General features: G+C 69.6%; 16 protein-coding genes and 1 pseudogene. 9 read left to right on the top strand and 8 right to left on the bottom strand.

Features of this window, described 5'->3' with window-relative positions:
• Nucleotides 1-41: 41 nt before the first annotated feature.
• The 4 genes from uvrB to FBY35_RS26290 all read left to right on the top strand — a co-directional run bounded on the left by uvrB (nt 42) and on the right by FBY35_RS26290 (nt 6,189).
• A complete protein-coding gene (gene uvrB, locus FBY35_RS26305; RefSeq protein WP_142216450.1) occupies nt 42-2,162 on the top strand; it encodes an excinuclease ABC subunit UvrB in 2,121 nt (706 codons plus the stop codon).
• A 131-nt stretch (nt 2,163-2,293) separates the two neighbouring features.
• Nucleotides 2,294-2,872 (top strand): TerD family protein, encoded by a 579-nt coding sequence (locus FBY35_RS26300; protein ID WP_142216449.1) that lies wholly within the window; start codon nt 2,294-2,296, stop codon nt 2,870-2,872.
• Nucleotides 2,873-2,996: 124 nt separating this feature from the next.
• Nucleotides 2,997-4,970, top strand: a complete 1,974-nt coding sequence (locus tag FBY35_RS26295) for a TerD family protein (RefSeq protein WP_142216448.1) — start codon at nt 2,997-2,999, stop codon at nt 4,968-4,970.
• A gap of 220 nt (nt 4,971-5,190) precedes the next feature.
• Nucleotides 5,191-6,189: a TerC family protein gene (locus tag FBY35_RS26290; RefSeq protein WP_142216447.1), complete on the top strand. Its 999-nt coding sequence runs from the start codon at nt 5,191-5,193 to the stop codon at nt 6,187-6,189.
• 228 nt (nt 6,190-6,417) lie between these two features.
• Here FBY35_RS26290 and FBY35_RS26285 read toward each other — a convergent pair.
• Nucleotides 6,418-6,604, bottom strand: a pseudogene (locus FBY35_RS26285) (MBL fold metallo-hydrolase); the annotation flags it as partial.
• A gap of 25 nt (nt 6,605-6,629) precedes the next feature.
• Between FBY35_RS26285 and FBY35_RS26280 the strand changes: the two are divergent.
• The gene (locus FBY35_RS26280; protein ID WP_142216446.1) at nt 6,630-6,947 is read left to right on the top strand and encodes a recombinase family protein; all 318 of its coding nucleotides are present in this window, start codon (nt 6,630-6,632) and stop codon (nt 6,945-6,947) included.
• Here FBY35_RS26280 and heR read toward each other — a convergent pair.
• From heR to FBY35_RS37435, 3 genes are all read right to left on the bottom strand, one after another.
• A complete protein-coding gene (gene heR / locus FBY35_RS26275) occupies nt 6,903-7,685 on the bottom strand; it encodes a heliorhodopsin HeR (RefSeq protein ID WP_260848823.1) in 783 nt (260 codons plus the stop codon). The genes FBY35_RS26280 and heR overlap by 45 nt on opposite strands.
• A gap of 597 nt (nt 7,686-8,282) precedes the next feature.
• Nucleotides 8,283-9,341, bottom strand: coding sequence for a TerC family protein (locus FBY35_RS26270; protein WP_142216445.1), 1,059 nt, complete (start codon nt 9,339-9,341; stop codon nt 8,283-8,285).
• Nucleotides 9,334-9,990: a hypothetical protein gene (locus FBY35_RS37435; RefSeq protein WP_260848822.1), complete on the bottom strand. Its 657-nt coding sequence runs from the start codon at nt 9,988-9,990 to the stop codon at nt 9,334-9,336. The genes FBY35_RS26270 and FBY35_RS37435 overlap by 8 nt, the downstream gene beginning before the upstream one ends.
• 159 nt (nt 9,991-10,149) lie before the next feature.
• On the opposite strand from FBY35_RS37435, the gene FBY35_RS26260 reads away from it, so the two are divergent.
• On the top strand, nt 10,150-10,488 hold the full coding sequence (locus FBY35_RS26260) for a helix-turn-helix domain-containing protein (RefSeq protein ID WP_142216444.1): 339 nt from the start codon (nt 10,150-10,152) through the stop codon (nt 10,486-10,488).
• 344 nt (nt 10,489-10,832) lie between these two features.
• Entirely contained in the window at nt 10,833-10,970 is a 138-nt protein-coding gene (locus FBY35_RS36185) for a hypothetical protein (protein WP_160159318.1), read from the top strand.
• Nucleotides 10,971-11,169: 199 nt separating this feature from the next.
• On the opposite strand, the gene FBY35_RS26250 is transcribed toward FBY35_RS36185, so the two are convergent.
• Together FBY35_RS26250 and FBY35_RS26245 are read right to left on the bottom strand one after the other, a co-directional pair.
• A complete protein-coding gene (locus FBY35_RS26250; RefSeq protein ID WP_142216443.1) occupies nt 11,170-11,823 on the bottom strand; it encodes an MBL fold metallo-hydrolase in 654 nt (217 codons plus the stop codon).
• Nucleotides 11,824-11,832: 9 nt separating this feature from the next.
• The gene (locus tag FBY35_RS26245; RefSeq protein WP_142216442.1) at nt 11,833-12,540 is read right to left on the bottom strand and encodes a maleylpyruvate isomerase family mycothiol-dependent enzyme; all 708 of its coding nucleotides are present in this window, start codon (nt 12,538-12,540) and stop codon (nt 11,833-11,835) included.
• A 200-nt stretch (nt 12,541-12,740) separates the two neighbouring features.
• On the opposite strand from FBY35_RS26245, the gene uvrA reads away from it, so the two are divergent.
• Entirely contained in the window at nt 12,741-15,722 is a 2,982-nt protein-coding gene (gene uvrA / locus FBY35_RS26240; RefSeq protein ID WP_142216441.1) for an excinuclease ABC subunit UvrA, read from the top strand.
• 232 nt (nt 15,723-15,954) lie between these two features.
• Here uvrA and FBY35_RS26235 read toward each other — a convergent pair whose 3' ends face one another.
• Nucleotides 15,955-16,848, bottom strand: coding sequence for a carbohydrate kinase (locus FBY35_RS26235; RefSeq protein WP_142216440.1), 894 nt, complete (start codon nt 16,846-16,848; stop codon nt 15,955-15,957).
• Nucleotides 16,849-16,972: 124 nt separating this feature from the next.
• Here FBY35_RS26235 and FBY35_RS26230 point away from each other — a divergent pair, with 124 nt between their 5' ends.
• Nucleotides 16,973-17,401: a Rieske (2Fe-2S) protein gene (locus FBY35_RS26230; protein ID WP_142216439.1), complete on the top strand. Its 429-nt coding sequence runs from the start codon at nt 16,973-16,975 to the stop codon at nt 17,399-17,401.
• A gap of 6 nt (nt 17,402-17,407) precedes the next feature.
• Here the strand turns inward: FBY35_RS26230 and FBY35_RS26225 are convergent, their stop codons facing one another.
• Complete coding sequence (locus FBY35_RS26225) at nt 17,408-18,340, bottom strand: hypothetical protein (RefSeq protein WP_142216438.1); 933 nt, start codon at nt 18,338-18,340, stop codon at nt 17,408-17,410.
• Between the last annotated feature and the right edge of the window lie 566 nt (nt 18,341-18,906).

Below are 18,906 nucleotides of genomic sequence, written 5' to 3'. Positions count from 1 at the left end.
ATCCGCTCCCGGCTGTCAGTGGTGGGTCGTACGGTGGTTCCATGCGGCCCGTTTCCCAGATCGAACGCACGGTGGCGCCCTTCGAGGTCGTCAGTCCCTACCAGCCCAGCGGCGACCAGCCGACGGCCATCGACGACCTGGAGCGGCGTGTCCGCGCAGGTGAAAAGGATGTCGTCCTCCTCGGCGCGACCGGCACCGGAAAGTCGGCGACCACCGCCTGGATGATCGAGAGGCTTCAGCGCCCCACCCTGGTCATGGCGCCCAACAAGACACTGGCCGCCCAGCTGGCGAACGAGTTCCGCGAGCTCCTGCCGAACAACGCGGTGGAGTACTTCGTCTCGTACTACGACTACTACCAGCCCGAGGCGTACGTCCCGCAGTCGGACACCTACATCGAGAAGGACTCCTCGATCAACGAGGAGGTCGAGCGGCTGCGCCACTCCGCGACGAACTCCCTGCTCACCCGGCGCGACGTGATCGTGGTCGCCTCCGTCTCCTGCATCTACGGCCTGGGCACCCCGCAGGAGTACGTCGACCGGATGGTGCCGCTCAAGGTCGGCGACGAGATCGACCGCGATCAGCTGCTGCGCCGCTTCGTCGACATCCAGTACACGCGCAACGACGTGGCGTTCGCGCGCGGCACCTTCCGGGTCCGTGGCGACACCATCGAGATCTTCCCGGTCTACGAGGAGCTCGCCGTCCGCATCGAGATGTTCGGCGACGAGATCGAGGCGCTCTCCACCCTCCACCCGCTCACCGGCGAGATCATCAGCGAGGACCAGTCGCTGTACGTCTTCCCGGCCAGCCACTACGTGGCGGGCCCGGAGCGCATGGAGAAGGCGATCAACGGCATCGAGAAGGAGCTCGAGGAGCGCCTCGCCGAGCTGGACAAGCAGGGCAAACTGCTGGAGTCCCAGAGGCTGCGGATGCGCACCACGTACGACATCGAGATGCTGCGCCAGATCGGCTCCTGCTCAGGAGTCGAGAACTACTCGATGCACTTCGACGACCGCGATCCCGGCACCGCGCCCAACACCCTCCTCGACTACTTCCCCGAGGACTTCCTGCTCGTCATCGACGAGTCGCATGTGACAGTGCCCCAGATCGGTGCGATGTACGAGGGCGACGCCTCCCGCAAGCGCACGCTCGTCGACCACGGCTTCCGGCTGCCCTCCGCGCTCGACAACCGACCGCTGAAGTGGGAGGAGTTCCAGCAGCGGATCGGCCAGACCGTCTACCTCTCCGCCACCCCCGGCACCTACGAACTCTCCCGCGGCAAGGGCTTCGTCGAGCAGATCATCCGCCCCACGGGCCTGGTCGACCCCGAGGTCGTCGTCAAGCCCACCGAGGGCCAGATCGACGACCTGGTGCACGAGATCCGCGAGCGGGCCGAGAAGGACGAGCGCGTCCTGGTCACCACGCTCACCAAGAAGATGGCCGAGGACCTCACCGACTACTTCCTCGAACTGGGCATCCAGGTCAGATATCTGCACAGCGACGTCGACACCCTGCGCCGCGTCGAGCTGCTGCGCGAACTGCGCGCCGGTGAGTACGACGTCCTGGTCGGCATCAACCTGCTGCGTGAGGGCCTCGACCTTCCCGAAGTGTCCCTGGTGGCGATCCTCGACGCCGACAAGCAGGGCTTCCTGCGCTCCGGCACCTCGCTGATCCAGACCATCGGGCGTGCGGCGCGCAATGTCTCCGGCCAGGTCCACATGTACGCGGACACCATCACCCCGGCGATGGCGCAGGCGATCGACGAGACCAACCGCCGCCGGGAGAAGCAGGTCGCGTACAACACCGAGCGCGGCATCGACCCGCAGCCCCTCCGCAAGAAGATCAACGACATCGTCGCGACCATCGCCCGCGAGGAGGTCGACACCGAGGAACTGCTCGGCACCGGCTACCGGCAGGCGAGGGCCGAGAAGCCCGGCAAGGGCGCCAAGGCCCCCGTTCCCGCACTCGGCAAGAGCGCGGCCAGGACGGGCGAGGTGCTCACCGACCGCCCGGCTGCCGAACTGGCCGGGATCATCGAGGAGATGACCGACCGGATGCGGGCGGCCGCCGCCGACCTGCAGTTCGAGATCGCCGCCCGGCTCCGCGACGAGGTGGGAGAGCTGAAGAAGGAGCTGCGCCAGATGAAGGAGGCGGGGCTCGCCTGAATCTCGCACCGGGTGAGTGTTTCAAGACCGACACAAAAACGAGCCAATTGTGCTGCCCCATGGCGCCACTGCGTAGGGTGCTCAACAACCGCACATATGGGCGGCAGCTATTCGGGAGAAGGGGACAGCGCGTGACGGTCAATATGACCAAGGGTCAGGCCATCAGCCTGCAGAAGAGCGACGGGGGCACCCTCACCGCGGTGCGGATGGGGCTCGGCTGGCAGGCAGCGCCGCGCCGCGGTCTGTTCGGCTCGCGCACGCGCGAGATCGACCTGGACGCGTCGGCAGTGCTGTTCGCCGACAAGCAGCCGGTGGACGTGGTCTTCTTCCGCCATCTCGTGAGCGACGACGGCTCGGTCAAGCACACCGGCGACAACCTGGTCGGCGGGGCGGGCTCGGGCGGCGACGACGAGGCGATCCTCGTCGACCTGCAGCGGGTCCCGGTCCACATCGACCAGATCGTCTTCACGGTGAACTCCTTCACCGGCCAGACGTTCCAGGAGGTGCAGAACGCCTTCTGCCGCATCGTCGACGAGACCAACGGCCAGGAGCTCGCCCGCTACACGCTCGACGGCGGCGGCCAGTACACCGCGCAGATCATGGCGAAGGTGCACCGGGTCGGCGGCGGCTGGCAGATGACGGCTCTCGGCAACCCGGCCAACGGCCGTACCTTCCAGGACCTGATGCCGTCGATCCTGCCGCACCTGTAGGCACGGCTCGTACGGACGACACGTACGGAAGTCGCGTACGCGAGACATCTGCAGCTCCCGGAGGCAACAGGCCGCCGGGAGCTGCACACTTACCACCACCGCACAGCACTGAGGGGACAGAGCGATGACGGCCGAGCTGGTCCGGGGGCAGAACCACCCCTTGTCCGACACCCGCCTGGAGATCCGGGTGTCGGCCGGCCACCCAGTCGTCGCCTGCGCCACCTGCTCGGACGGGCAGGGGACCGTACGCGAGGAATGGATAGCCCACCCCGGTGCCCCAACAGTGCCCGGGGTCGTGGTGCCCCGAGGCGCCACCGAGGCACCCCGGTTCACGATCGACCTGGACGCGGTGCCCGAGGCGGCGCAGCAGGTCAATGTGCTGCTCGCGCTCCCCGAAGGGATGGGTGGCCCGGCCCACTTCGGCGCCACCGCGGCCCCGTTCCTCGCCGTCACGGGCGGGGGTGACGTTGAGGTCGCCAGATTCACCATCACCGGTCTGGACACCGAGACCGCGCTCGTTGCCGTCGAGTTGTACCGCCGCCAGGGCGCCTGGAAGGTCCGCGCGGTGGGCCAGGGATACGCCGGCGGGCTCGTGCAACTGCTGGCCGACCAGGGGCTGGCCACGGCCCTTGAGAAGGCTGCGGACATCCAGGGCGCGGCGGGCGGCCGTCGCGCGCCCCGGGCCGAACCGGCGCAGCTGCGGACGAGCGCCGCCGACAGCGCGTACGCTGCGCCCGACCTGCCGCGGTCGGAGCAGACGCCCGCGCCCGGCCCCGACGCCACGCTCCCCGACGGCCTCACGGGCCCCGGCCGGCAGCCGGCCTCCACGGGCCCCCAGCAGACCCCCACGCCCGACGCCCCACAGACACCGGGCGGGCCCATCAACTACGCGCACCCGCGCCGCCAGTCGGTCGCGCCCCCGCCGCCGCCCCCGGCGGCCGCGCCGGCCCGGCCCGGCGAGCCCGCAGCGCCCGTCGCGGGAGATGCCACCGGCTGGTCAATGGAGGAGCGGCTCTACAACCAGATCTGGGGGATGTTCGAGGACCTGGCCCGCAGCGTCGCCGCGTACCGCAGCGCCGTCGACTTCGCCGAGACGCGGATGGACCAGGAGCTCGACCAGGTGCTGTCCGACCCGCGCAGCCGAATCGGCGGCACCGGGGACGCGGCGCGTGAGGCGGCCCGCGCCAAGTGCGAGCAGCTGACCGATCAGGCCCGCCAAGCCCTCGACCGTGATCTGGCCCAGCTCGGCGCCGAGTCCGATGTCGTCGAGCCCGCGCTGCCGCCCGCCTTCGCCCGCTGGGACAACCCCGCGTGGCACGCGTACCGCGTCCCGATGGAGGTCCCGATGGCTCTGCGCCTCGGCGATCTCCAGTTGCCCGAGAGCCCGGAGCTGCGAATTCCGCTGCTGGTACGGCTGCCGCTGGAGCGCGGGCTGTGGGTGGACAGCGGACGCACCGGTTCCGAGGCCGCGATGACGCTGGACGAGGCACAGCTGCGCAGGCTCGCCATGGACAGCGCGGTCGCGCACGCCGCCCGGCTGCTCGCGGTCTATCCGCCCGGCGACTTCACGGTCCATGTCATCGACCCGGCGGGCGCAGCGGCCGCGTCGCTCGCGCCGCTGGTCGACTCCGGGGTCCTCGCCGGGCCGCCGGCGGCCGGCGCCCAGGGTGTGAGTGCCACGCTGGCCACGCTCACCCAGCGGGTGGACCTGGTGACCATGGCGGTACGCGGCGGCGCGGCAGACGCGCTCCCGCCGGACCTGGACACGGCGGAGCAGCTGCTGATCGTCAACGACTTCCCGCACGGCTTCGACGACCGCGCGGTCACTCAGCTTCGCTATCTCGCCGACGAGGGTCCGGCCGTCGGCGTCCATCTGCTGATGGTCGCGGACCGCGAGGACGCGAGCGCGTACGGCCCGGTCCTTGACCCTCTGTGGCGCTCCCTGCTGCGCATCACCCCGGTCCCGGACGACCACCTGGCCGATCCGTGGGTCCGGCACGCCTGGACGTATGAACCGCTGACGGTCCCGCCGGGCAGCGACGTGCTGCGTCAGGTGCTGGGCAAGGTGTCCGCCGCCCGCCGTGAATGGGGCCGCTGACCTGCGCACTTGAACCTTCTTTACCGAACTCTTTACCTTTCCATGGGTATTCCTGTACTGTTCTTTGGGCGGAGGGGAGTACTCCCGGATGCGGCGTTCCCGTCAGTACGGACCGGTCTCGGTCCCGGGGCGCCGGCCCGCGGCGGCAGAGACCGCGCGGGCGGAGGAGACCTCCGGCAGCGACGACGCTGATCAGTAGCCGTACGACGCCGGAGGCGCAGTGGACGTTTCAATGACCCTGTGGGTGCTGACCATTCTTGGTCTGAGCGCCCTGATCGCGATCGACTTCTTCATCGGGCGCAAGCCGCATGATGTGTCGATCAAGGAAGCCGGGATCTGGACCGTCGTCTGGATCGTCCTGGCCGCCATCTTCGGCCTCGGCCTGCTGGTCTTCGGCGGCAGCCAGGCGTCCGGCGAGTTCTTCGCGGGCTTCGTCACCGAGAAGTCGCTCAGCGTCGACAACCTCTTCGTCTTCGTCCTGATCATGGCGAAGTTCTCGGTGCCGTCGCACCTCCAGCAGCGTGTCCTGCTCGTCGGTGTGCTGATCGCCCTCGTCCTGCGCGCCATCTTCATCGCCGCGGGCGCCGCGATGATCGCAAGCTTCGCGTGGGTCTTCTACATCTTCGGCGCGTTCCTCATCTACACCGCCTGGAAGCTCATCCAGGAGGCGCGATCGGACGACGAGGAAGAGGAGTTCGAGGAGAACCGCCTGCTGAAGTCCATCGAGAACCGCTTCGGTGTGGCCGACAAGTACCACGGCACCAAGCTTTTCGTCCGTACCAACGGCAAGCGCGTGCTGACCCCGCTGATGGTGGTCATGCTCGCCATCGGCACCACCGATGTGCTGTTCGCGCTGGACTCCATACCCGCGATCTTCGGCCTGACGCAGGACCCCTACATCGTCTTCACGGCGAACGCGTTCGCACTGATGGGTCTGCGTCAGCTGTACTTCCTCATCGGCGGACTGCTGCGGAAGCTGGTCCACCTCAGCTACGGCCTGTCGGTGATCCTCGGCTTCATCGGGGTCAAGCTGGTACTCCATGCCCTGCACGAGAGCGGGGTGCATGTCCCCGAAATCTCGATTCCGTTCTCGCTCGCGGTCATCTGCGGCGTGCTGGTCGTCACCACGATCACGAGCCTGATCGCCTCCAAGAGGCAGTCGGAGCGGGACGCGGCGGAGTCGGCCGAGGCGGAGCAGAAGGGCAGCGTGGAGGTCTGACGCCTCTCACCGCGGCGGGTGCAGACTGCCAACACCGTTCCGCACCCGCCGGGTTCGCCGCCATTCAGGGAGCCTGTACCTGGCACGGGCTCGCCGCGCGTCTGGTCACAGGACTGCTGCGCCTTCGCCCTCTGCCGCCGGCGGTGGCGGACAGCTTCGACAGCTCGGGACCGCTCGACGTCCGGGCGGCCCTGAGCGGTCCGGCGGGCTGAGGTCTGACGGGCCGAGCTACCAGCCGCGCTCGCGCCACTGGGGCAGCCGCGGCCGCTCGTCACCCAGCGTTGTGTCCTTGCCGTGGCCCGGGTAGACCCAGGTCTCGTCCGGCCAGCTGGTCGAACAGCTTGGTCTGGACATCGTTGATCAGGCTGGCGAAGGCCTCGGGGTCCTGGTGGGTGTTGCCCACCCTGCCGGGGAAGCCCTAGGTTCCTCTGAACACTAGGATGCTCCCGCGCCGTACCCTCGTCTTCCTTTACGCGCGGATCTGCGAAGACCCGCGCGACCGTCGACGGATCGTCAATCGGCAGATGAGCGACCTACGGACGTTCGTCGAGGAGAACGGCTGGGAGGTCGGCGGCGAGTACGTCGAGAACGATGTGAACGCGTACTCGGGTGAGGAACGCCCCGAGTGCGACCGGTTGATGGCCGATGCCATCGAGGCCGCCCGCGAACCGGGTGTTCGCGTCTTGCCGATGGGGGTTTCGGACGGAAGAGGTTCAGTCAGCCAGCGAGCCGGCGAAGATCTGCCACGCCAGGAGTGACTTCGCCACGAGGCTGAGGACCAGGTAGGCATTTTCACCATATGCGTAGTCGGACCACCGGCCGACTCCGCGGTACTGGAGCCACTGGTTGAGACCGAAGCTGAAGAAGAGAGCGGCCTGGACGAGAACGATTCCGTACACGAAGCCGGGGACGACCTCCGCCGCGACCGTGTTATATGCGATCGAGACCCACGGCGTGACGCCGACCAGCGTCCCGAACCAGAAGGGCAGCATCCTGGTCCTCGCCCGCCCCGGCGGGTTCATCACCTCCTCGAGCCAGCCGAAGAGGATCATCCCGACGTTGGCGCCGACGACGGCGATGACGGCATTGAGGCCGGTAATGCCCGCGTAGAAGCCGATGAGGAGCACCATCAGGGTTGCGCTCAGCGCGTACTCCAGCCACCGGAAACGGTTGATGCCGCGTCTGAGGTCGCGTTCGTAGGTGCCGCGGCACACTGTCGCCGTCAGCAGGTGGTCTGCTGCCGCAAGGGCGAGGAAGGCGGCGACGGCCCAGCCGATCGGCACGTCGAACAATGCTTTCGGGGCGGGCGCTGCCGTTCCCGGTGGTCCCTCGGGGACGGAGGCGGTCACCGTGATCGAGAAGCTTCCGGCGAGGAGGACGATGGCCACGGCCTGGATCAGGTGCAGCAGCGTGAGCCCCAGGTTCCACCTGCGGAGCCCGGTGAGACGCTCGGTGGTGACACCGGTGGCCACCGATGTGCCGTCCTCTCGCTCCACAGGTCCTCCCCAGTGGCTGGTGCCGCGGTACGTCAGCATGGTCGTACCGGTCGGCCGGGAATCACGGCAGTCACGCCACCGCCCCGTCGGAAAGTCGCCCGAGTGGCGCCCGGGAATCCGCCGTACCCGCTGGTCTCCGGGCCCGGCCGGGTGGGTGGAGGGGCACGGAAGTGATCACGGTTGTGGCACCGATGCGGGCGGCGAAGCGCGCCAGAGCGCGGGCGGGTAGGCGAAAGGTGTTGGTGCGGGCGGGGAACAGGACGATGGCATTGCAGTGGTGACCGGCTGCGGCGAGGGATTCGGTGTGGGGTGCGAGAACGGCTTCCGCCTGGTGGGTGAGGCGCCGGTGGCGGGCGACATGGAGTAGGGCGTTGACGCTGAAGCCGTTGGAGCGGAAGGCGACCGCGCGGCGGTGACCTTGCGGCCGGTGCGGGCGGCGAGCCGGCCCGCGTGGGCGGCCACGTCCGCCTCGGCGCGGGCGCCGGTCAGGATGGCCAGGACGCCACCGCCTTTCGGGCCGTCGGCGACGGTGTAGGTGTGGACGGGGGGAGGTGCGGGGCGGGGCGGGTGTGCTGCTGCGCTGGGGGCTGAGGGTGGTCATGACGGCCGTCCTTCCGGATGGTGCGGGCTGGCGGAGGGGGTCGAGGCGTGGGCGCCGGTGGCAGGGTGTGGCTGCGTGTCGGCCGTGTGGTCCGTCTGGGATGCGGGTTCGCCGCTGTCGCTGTCCTCGCCGCGGGTGGCGATCAGGGACCAGGCGATGGAGACGGTGATGGTGACGGCGATGACGCCGAGGGTGAGCGGAATGGGCAGCTTGCCGACGGGCGTCTCCGAGAGGATGAGCTTGACGCCGGCGAACGCGAGCAGCACCGCCAGTCCGTAGTGCAGGTATTGGAAGCGGCGCAGCAGCCCGGCGAGGCAGAAGTACAGGCTGCGCAGGCCGAGGACGGCGAATGCGTTGGCGGTCCAGACGATGAAGGTGTTGGTGGTGATCGCCAGGACGGCGGCGACGGAGTCGACCGCGAAGATGAGGTCGGTGGCCTCGACGGCGACCAGGACCACGAACAGCAGCGTGGCGATGCGCTTGCCGCTGACGCGGATGAAGAACCTGTCGCCGTGGAATCGCGGATCGGTGGGGATGATCTTCTTGACGAGGCGGACGACGGGATTGCGGTCGGGGTGGACCTCTTCGTCCTTGGAGACGGCCATCTTGTAGCCGGTCCAGATGAGGAATGCCCCGAAGAGGTAGGCGGTCCAGAAGAAGACCTGGAGCAGTTCGGCGCCGATGAAGATGAACACCAGCCGGGCCGCGAGCGCGCCGATGACGCCCCAGAACAGGACCTTGTGCTGGTAGGCGTCAGGTACCGCGAAAAAGGAGAAGACCAGCGCGAAGACGAAGACGTTGTCGATCGACAGGGCCTTTTCGATCAGGTAGCCGGCGTAGTACGTCGACGATGCCTCGCCTCCCTGCCACGCCCACAGGATCAGGCCGAAGCCGAGGCCGATGGCGATCCACAGGCCGCTCCACAGCGCGGCCTCGCGGAAGCCGATCACGTGGTTGTCGCGGTGGGCGATCAGGTCGACGGCGAGCATCACGCCGATGCCGAGCGTGACCGCGGCCCATACCCACAGCGGGACGGCGTACGACAGTTCATTCATGGTGAATCGGCTTCCTCGTGCGGGGCGTAATGGCAAGGGCGGACAAGAAGGTGGGGAGCGGTGCCCCGGGCCTGGCGGGCTTCGGAGGGCTGCCGGGCCGGCGATAGGTCCGCCGGTTCCAGCCCACGTCGGCGACAGGCACGGCCTGGTGGGTGGGTGCGACGGCGTAGACGAAGGGGCCGCCGCGTACGGCGGAGGCTTCGATCAGGCTGTGCGCGTCCAGACCGGCCGGTCCCCGGCTGGAGGCCACCACCAGCGGTGAATGGTGGCGTGCGGCCAGGGCCAGCACACCGCCTGCGGCCCGCAGCCTGGGCTGCCCGCCGCTCTCGGCCGGGACACGGTGAGCGACCGGGATGTAGCCGACCCCGGCCGCACGCAGCCGGGGCAGCACCCGGGCCAGGAACACCCGCGCCGCCTGCGCGTCCACACGGGAGCGGTCCGGAATCTGCGACGGCGCGGGCAGGACGGCGACCAGCAGCACCGGAGCCTTGCGGGGAGCGGCAAGCCGCACGGCCGCGTCCACCACGGCCAGGTCGTCGGGACGGTTGGTCACCAGCGCGGTGACCGGGTGCGGCAGGGACAGCGGCAGCACCGGAGAGCCGGTGTCTGCCGGGCGGGTCAGGGTCGGGATGGAGGTCTGGGAAGACATCGGGACCCCCTTTCAGCAGGGTCGAAGCGGGTGGTGAGGGTGCGTCCAGCGTCACCTGCCCCTCTGATTCCCGTCCCTGATTACGCGAAAACTTTTTCGTCAATTATTTTTCGCGAAATGATGTTGGTTATGCGAAGTCGGCTTCGTATGATGAAGGCCATGAGCCAGCCCTCCAGCCCGCGCGGCGACCAGTGGACCTTCCTGACCAACCACGCCCGGGTCCTGATCGGCCTCGCCCGCGACCCCGAAGCGCGCGGACGCGACGTCGCCGACGCCATCGGCATCACCGAACGCGCCGTCCAGCTGATCGTCGCCGACCTCGAGGCGGCCGGATATCTCACCCGCGAACGCGTCGGGCGCCGCAACCGCTACACCATCGACCCCACGGTAGCCCTGCGCCATCCCAGCGAGGCCGACCACCCCGTCGGCGACCTCCTGGCCACCTTCCTGCACCGCGAGGACGCCCCCGTCGCCGATTCCGAACGCACCGCCTCGTAGCCGGCACTCACCGGGCGCGGCGGCACCAGGGTGTGCAGCAGCCGGTCCCGGCCGCCCTCTCCCCGTGGGGCGGCCGGGACCGATTCCTTTTTGCCCCCGGAGCCAGCGGGGCGGGCAGGGGACGGCCAGCGGCGCCCACGGCACCGGCGAGGCCGCGTGCACGAACGGGCCGCCGCGGATGGCGGCGGCACCGCGATCAGCAGCAGCGGTGCACCGCGCGCGGCGAGCCGGACTGCCACATCCACCACGGCGGTGTCATTGAGACGGTAGGTCAGCACCGTGGCCGGGAACCGCCGGCGGGCGACCGAGGCGGTGGCATCCGGCGTGGGTGTGAAGCTCGGGCGGTGGTGTTCATGGCGGTCGCGCTTTTGCCCGGCAGCACCGACGTGGTGGACACGCTCGTTGTACAGACCGAGGATCGGGCGGACGACGTCGTGGCGGCGCTGCAGGCGCAGGCCCGACAGGAAGGGGACGACGTGTGATCCCGCTGCCACCGCACCGCACCGTACTGAAGGGGGTCGGTGTGCTTGGCGCTGAAGGCCCGGGCCAGGACGGGCCGTTCGGCCGCTGGCTCGGCCCCGGGGTGTGAGGAGGCGGACGAGCCCGACGACGAACATTTGGGCCTGAACGCGCGACCGCCCCCTCTTCGGTTTCGAAATCGGGGCGGTCGTCGTTGGACGGTTACCAGCCTCGTGCGCGCCACTCCGCGAGGTGGGGTCGCTCCGTGCCGATGGTGGTGTCGTTGCCGTGGCCGGGGTAGATCCACGTCTCGTCGGGCAGGACGTCGAACAGCTTGGTCTCCAGGCCGTCCATCAGGGAGTTGAATTCTTCCGGAAGTGTTGTCCGGCCAGGACCCCCCGGGAAGAGGCAGTCACCGGTGAACAAGTGCGGGGGACCGTGCGGGTCGTCGTAGATCAGGGCGATCGAGCCCGGGGTGTGGCCCACGAGACGGCGGGCCGTCAGTTCGACGCGGCCGACCCTGATCGTGTCCCCGTCCTCGACCAGTACATCGGTCGGGACGGGGATGCCCTCCGCGTCGTAACGTCCGGCATGGGTGCGGGCGCCGGTCGCCTCGACGACCTGGGCCAGCGCCTGCCAGTGGTCCGCGTGGCGGTGGGTGGTGACGACGGACGCGATGGAGTCGTCGCCGATCAGGTGGAGCAGCGTCTCGGGCTCGTTGGCCGCGTCGATCAGCAGTTGCTCGCCGGTGGTCCGGCAGCGCAGCAGATAGCTGTTGTTGTCCATCGGGCCGACCGCGACCTTGGAGATCATCAGGTCCGTCAGCTCGTGCACATCAGCCCGGCCGCCGACCTTCACCACTCCGCTGTACGTCATGGAACAAGCCTATAGCGCAGGCAGCTTCGGCAGCAGGGCTCCGGCGGTGTCCAGGCCCGCCCCGTCGCGCCGTCCGGCGAGCCAGCCGAGCAGGTCGGCGGCGGGGCCGGTGACCGTCACCGGGGCGCCTTCCGTTCCGCCGGTGTGCCACTCGCCGGCGTCCTTGACGCCCGCTTCCCTGTCGCTTGCGACGACCCGGGTCGGCGGGACGTCCGCGCGGCCGGAGAAACGTTCGCTGAGGAAGGAGATCTCCCGGTCGGTGAACTCCTCGGGCAGATCCTCCAGCTCGTAGCCGATGTCCAGATCGACATGGTGCAGCTCGACCTCGACGAGACGGCGGAAGGGGAGGCGGGCCGCGGCGTCGGTGATGCCGTTGCGCAGCTCGACCGTGCGGCTCCAGTCGGCGGGGACCTCGCCGGCGGCCCGGAAGGCGGCGGCGGTGTCGCGTACGTCCGCGAGCTGTACGGCGGGCGGACGGGGCGCGTCGCGCTCGATGTCCGCCTCGCGCGCCTCCGCGCTGACGTACATCGGGCGGCCTTGGAGAACATTCACGAGCGCTTCGGCGTTACGGGACAGGTGGGCCAGTACATGGCCCCGGCTCCAGCCCGGGAGCCGGGACGGTCCGGCGACGGCTGCGTCGTCGAGACCGGCGGCTGCGGTCAGGAGCCGATCGGTGGCTTGGCGTACAGAGGCCAGGTCGCGCAAGGGATCGATCATGAGACCGACGATAGCCCGGCCACTCGATCGGGTGAAGGTGTCAGAGTGTGGCCGCAAATCGAATGTGCGTGCTATAGGCTCAGGGGAGCATCCTGGTTGGTGCAGTCATTGCACAGCTGGGAATCCAAACGTTCCGGCGGCCCCCATAGTCTGGGACGGGGGCTGTGCCCCCGCTTCTCTCAAGAAAGGTGCGGACCGGCGTGGCCGACCGTCTCATCGTCCGTGGCGCTCGCGAGCACAATCTCAAGAACGTCTCGCTCGACCTCCCGCGTGACTCACTCATCGTCTTCACCGGGCTCTCGGGGTCGGGCAAGTCGTCGCTCGCGTTCGACACGATCTTCGCCGAGGGGCAGCGCCGGTACGTCGAATCGCTCTCCTCGTACGCCCGGCAGTTCCTCGGCCAGATGGACAAGCCGGACGTCGACTTCATCGAGGGTCTCTCCCCGGCCGTCTCGATCGACCAGAAGTCGACCTCGCGCAACCCGCGCTCGACGGTCGGCACCATCACCGAGGTCTACGACTACCTCCGTCTCCTGTTCGCCCGGATCGGCAAGCCTCACTGCCCCGAGTGCGGCCGTCCCATCTCGCGCCAGTCGCCGCAGGCCATCGTCGACAAGGTGCTCGAACTGCCCGAGGGCAGCCGCTTCCAGGTCCTCTCGCCGCTCGTGCGCGAGCGTAAGGGAGAGTTCGTCGACCTGTTCGCCGACCTCCAGACCAAGGGGTACAGCCGGGCCCGCGTCGACGGGCAGACGATCCAGCTCGCCGAGCCGCCGACCCTGAAGAAGCAGGAGAAGCACACCATCGAGGTGGTCGTCGACCGCCTCACCGTCAAGGAGAGCGCCAAACGCCGGCTCACCGACTCGGTCGAGACCGCGCTCGGGCTCTCCGGCGGCATGGTCGTGCTCGACTTCGTCGATCTCCCGGAGGACGACCCCGAGCGCGAGCGGATGTACTCCGAGCATCTGTACTGCCCGTACGACGACCTGTCCTTCGAGGAGCTGGAGCCCCGCTCCTTCTCCTTCAACTCGCCCTTCGGCGCCTGTCCCGACTGCACCGGCATCGGCACACGCATGGAGGTGGACCCCGAGCTGATCGTCCCCGACTGGGAGAAGTCCCTCGACGACGGCGCGATCCACCCCTGGTCCCACGGCCACACCAAGGAGTACTTCGGGCGGCTGATCGGCGGGCTCTCACAGGCCCTCGGCTTCGCCACCGACATGCCCTGGGCCGGGCTGCCGCAGCGTGCCAAGAAGGCCCTGCTGTTCGGCCACAAGACCCAGGTCGAGGTCCGTTACCGCAACCGTTACGGCCGGGAGCGGGCGTACACCACGCCCGCCTTCGAGGGCGCCGTGCAGTTCGTCAAGCGGCGGCACACCGAGGCGGAGAGCGATGCCAGCAGGGAGCGCTTCGAGGGCTATATGCGCGAAGTGCCCTGTCCGACCTGTGAGGGCACCCGGCTCAAGCCGATCGTCCTCGCGGTCACCGTGATGGAGAAGTCCATCGCCGAGGTCTCCGCGATGTCCATCAGCGAATGCGCCGACTTCCTCGGCCGGCTGACGCTGAACGCCCGGGACAAGAAGATCGCCGAACGGGTCCTCAAGGAGGTCAACGAACGGCTCAGGTTCCTGGTCGACGTCGGCCTCGACTACCTCTCGCTGAACCGCGCGGCCGGCACGCTCTCAGGCGGCGAGGCGCAGCGCATCCGGCTCGCCACCCAGATCGGCTCCGGCCTGGTCGGCGTGCTGTATGTCCTGGACGAGCCGTCGATCGGACTCCACCAGCGCGACAACCACCGGCTCATCGAGACCCTCGTACGGCTCCGCGACATGGGCAACACCCTCATCGTCGTCGAGCACGACGAGGACACCATCAAGGTGGCCGACTGGGTCGTCGACATCGGCCCCGGCGCCGGTGAGCACGGCGGCAAGGTCGTGCACTCCGGCTCGCTGAAGGACCTGCTGGCCAACAAGGCCTCGATCACCGGTCAGTACCTCGCCAAGAAGCGGTCCATCCCGACGCCCGAGATCCGCAGGCCCATGGACCCGGGACGGCTGCTCACCGTCCACGGTGCCCGGGAGAACAACCTGCGCGACATCGACGTCTCCTTCCCGCTCGGTGTCTTCACGGCGGTCACCGGAGTCTCCGGCTCCGGCAAGTCGACACTGGTCAACGACATCCTCTACACCCATCTCGCCCGCGAGCTCAACGGCGCGAAGTCGGTGCCGGGCCGCCACACCCGGGTCGACGGCGACGACCTCGTCGACAAGGTGGTGCATGTCGACCAGTCGCCCATCGGCCGTACGCCGCGCTCCAACCCGGCGACGTACACGGGTGTCTTCGACCATGTCCGCAAGCTCTTCGCCGAGACGATGGAGGCCAAGGTGCGGGGCTACCTCCCCGGCCGCTTCTCCTTCAACGTCAAGGGCGGCCGCTGCGAGAACTGCTCCGGCGACGGCACCATCAAGATCGAGATGAACTTCCTGCCCGATGTGTACGTCCCGTGCGAGGTCTGCCACGGAGCGCGCTACAACCGGGAGACCCTGGAGGTCCACTACAAGGGCAAGTCCATCGCCGAGGTGCTGGACATGCCGATCGAGGAGGCGCTGGACTTCTTCGAGGCCGTCCCGACGATCTCCCGCCATCTGAGGACGCTCAACGAGGTTGGCCTCGGCTATGTCCGCCTCGGCCAGTCGGCGCCGACGCTGTCCGGCGGCGAGGCACAGCGCGTCAAGCTGGCGAGCGAGCTGCAGAAGCGCTCCACCGGCCGCACGGTCTACGTCCTGGACGAGCCGACGACCGGGCTGCACTTCGAGGACATCAGCAAGCTGATCAAGGTGCTGTCCAACCTGGTCGACAAGGGCAACACGGTCATCGTCATCGAGCACAACCTGGACGTCATCAAGACCGCGGACTGGGTCGTCGACATGGGCCCCGAAGGCGGCAGCGGCGGCGGCCTGGTCATCGCCGAGGGCAGCCCCGAGCAGGTCGCAGGCGTGCCGACCAGCCACACCGGCAAGTTCCTGCGGGACATCCTGGACGCGGACCGGATCAGCGACGCGGTCGTGCCCGCGGCGCGCACGGCCCCGAAGAAGGCGGCGGCGAGGAGGAACGCGGTCGCGGCGAAGTCGGCTCCGGTGAAGAAGACGGCGACGGCGCGGACGGCGAGGGCGCGCAAGGCCTGACCGCGGCGTCGGCGGGGGGCGTCTGCGGCGGGCCTGGTCCCGGGGGGCTCCCCCCGGACCCCCGCGCCTCAAACGCCGGACGGGCCGAAGGCGCGGCCGGGTCGTACCTTGAGCCCGTCCGGCGTTTGAGGACCTGCGGCCGGAGGTCGCATACGGCAATCCGGGGGCTTGCCCCCAGTTCGGGATGGGGGTACCTTCCACGGCCGCCAGGCCGTAGGGCGGAGTGGGGAGCCTAGGACAGCTCCGCCGCATACGGCGGCTCCGCGCCCGTGCGGGAGCAGGTCACCGCTGCCGCCCGGGCCGCGAAGTGCAGCACCTCGCGCCAGCCGTCCGCGTCCAGCGCCGCCGGCGCGTCCGCCGCCAGCGCATCGCGGGCCGCGAGGGCGTGCAGCAGCGCGGCGTTCACCGTGTCGCCCGCGCCGATCGTGTCCGCGACGGCGACCGGCACGGACGGGACCGAGACCTCCAGGCCGGAGCTCGTCCGTACCGTCAGTCCCTCCGAGCCCCGCGTCAGCACCACCGCCGAAGGCCCCTGCGGCACCCCGCCGAGCCACTCGGCGTCCTCCTCCGACAGCTTGAGCAGCGACACGGACGGCAGCCACCCGGCGAACCGCGCCCGGTAGGCATCCGCATCCGGGATCAGCCCGGCCCTGATGTTCGGGTCGAGCAGTGTGAAGACCCCGCGCTCCGCCTCCCGCCGCAGCAGTGCCTCGTACGCGCTCGCGCCCGGTTCGAGCACCAGCGAGCAGGCCCCGAATGCCAAGGCCCGTACCGAGTCCGGCAGTTGAGGCGGCAGTTCGAAGAGCCGGTCCGCGCTGCCCTGCATATAGAAGCCGTAATGGGCGGAGCCGTCCGCGCCTATCGTCGCGACGGCCAGCGTCGTCGGCTCGGGGCCACGCTGTACGAGGGCGGTGCTGACCCCCGCCGCGTGCAGTCCGTCCAACAGCGCGTCCCCGAAGCCGTCCGTCGAGACACGGGAGCAGAAGCCGACCGGTGTCCCCAGCCGCCCGAGCGCTACAGCGGTGTTGTACGGTCCGCCGCCGAGCCGCGGCAGCAGTGGGGGCAGGGGCACGCCCTCCCCCTGCGGGACCAGATCGATCAAGGATTCTCCGGCGACGACGATCACCGCCCGAACGTAACGCATCGCCGCCCGGGGCGACAGGGAGACCCCCCGGCGGAGCCGTCGATCTCCGCCGGTATCGTCGGGTCTGTCACCGACGCCCCGATCGACCGATGCCTGTGGAGTTTCCATGTCCGGCCAGCCCGCCGCCCGCCGTGCCGTGCTGAAGGGCGCCGCCCTCGCCGGCGTAGCCGGGCTGGGGGTCGCGGCCTGCTCCACCGAGTCGAAGCTGGGGCACGCCGAGAACCCCACGCCGACCGCGCCCGTCGAGCTCGGCGCGGCCGATGCCGTCCCGGTCGGCGGCGCCAAGCTCTACCGCGAGCAGCGGCTCGTCGTCAGCTGCCAGGCCAAGGGCCAGTACAAGGCCTTCAGCGCGCAGTGCACACATGCGGGCTGCGTCCTGGACAAGGTGGAGGGCACCGAGGGCAACTGTCCCTGCCACGGCAGCCGCTTCGACGTGACGACCGGCAAGGCGGTCCAGGGCCCGGCGACCGTGCCGCTTCCCGAGGTTCCGATCAGGGCCGAGGGCGGCAGGCTCGTCGCCGGACCGGACGCATAACCGGGCTCACTCCCAGTCCCAGTCGATCCCCAGGATTCCCGGCCGTACGCCCTGCTCCACCAGATGCACCGTGCGATGGCGCCCGCTCAGCGTGAGATCCGTCCGGGCCCCGCGCGGCGCACCCGTCGTGGCCTGCGCGAATCTCCGGCACCGCACCGGCAGCGCGCCCTCGTCGAAGCGCACCTGCAGCACGTACTGCCCGCCCGCGAAGCTGAACCCGCGTACGTATTCGCCGCTCGGCCCGCCGGTCCCGTCCTCGAAGCCGTAGCCGAAGAGGTACGTCTCACCCGCGCGCAGCCGGGCGTCGAAGAGCAGCTCCGCAATGAGCACCCCGGTCTCGCGGTGCCACCGCACCCGTCCCGTGCGGCAGTTCTCCAGGGCGCTGACCTCCACCCGCGCCGGATCACAGCCCGGGTCGCCGAAGTGGATGGCCAGACAGCGGTCGATCCCGTCGCGGTGGGCGCGTACGACATGCGCCGAGTCGCGGCCGAGCAGCTCGCGCCCCGACCCGATCCGCACCCGCTCGTGATGGCCCACTGTGTGCAGCCCGCCGTCGGCAGGTGACTCCAGATCGGCGAGCAGCTGCTCGACCGCACCCGAGGCCTCCACCAGCGAGCGGTACGAGCGCGCGGCGGGGCGCTCCATGTCCGTGCGCGCGCCGCCCTCGCCGACACCGAGCAGGCGGATCAGCGAGTTCCCGGGCAGTCCGAGCACGTCCTCCAGGGCGCGTACGGCACGCAGTGACTCGGGCCGCTGCGGACGGCGCGCACCCTGCTGCCAGTAACTCAGGCTGGTCACACCGACCTTGATGCCACGGTGCGCAAGATGGTGCTGGACGCGCTGGAGCGGCAGCCCGCGCACCGCGAGGGCGGCGCGCAGCGCCAGATGGAACGGGCCGGTGTGCAGCACCTGTGCCAGATCGGCCTCGGTGTGCCCCATGGTTCCTCCAGCGGCTTTCGGGAGCGAGTGAACGTTCACGGTGAAGGGAGAGCCGCTGAGGGTGGGCGGCGACAGGCATCCAGGTGGAACGGGACGGAGGTGTTCACATCCCGGCCACGGCATTCACAGCGCCGTGTCACCCCGCATTGAAGCGCGTTGACCTGCGCTCGACAAGGACTGATGCTCAACCCCAGCGTCCGGACGCGCTCCTCCATCCCCACCCTCACAGGGAGGAACGCGATGCGCACCACCAAGAGACGGCTGCCTGCCGCAGCGGCCGTTCTTGCCGCACTGCGCTCGCAGGCTTTCCGGCGGCACGGTCTTCCGCGAACCGCAGATCGATGCCTGGTACGTCAGCAAGGGCAGCACCGTGCTCCCGCTGGACGAGGACGCGACACGGGCGGTGGGCACCCGTGGTACGACGCTCGCGGCCTGTCAGAAACGGGTCCGGGCGGCGTACGGGGACAAGCTGCCGGGTTCGGAGTACGCCAGGAAGGGCGGCGCGGGCGGTCATGCACCGGCCGGTGCGCCGCAGCACGACGACCCGGCGGTCACGGCCGCCTCGG

This window comes from Streptomyces sp. SLBN-118, assembly GCF_006715635.1.
In the GTDB taxonomy this organism is placed as follows: Bacteria; Actinomycetota; Actinomycetes; order Streptomycetales; family Streptomycetaceae; genus Streptomyces.
Note: the sequence above shows the minus strand (reverse complement) of the source record. Positions and strands in the feature narration are given on the sequence as shown.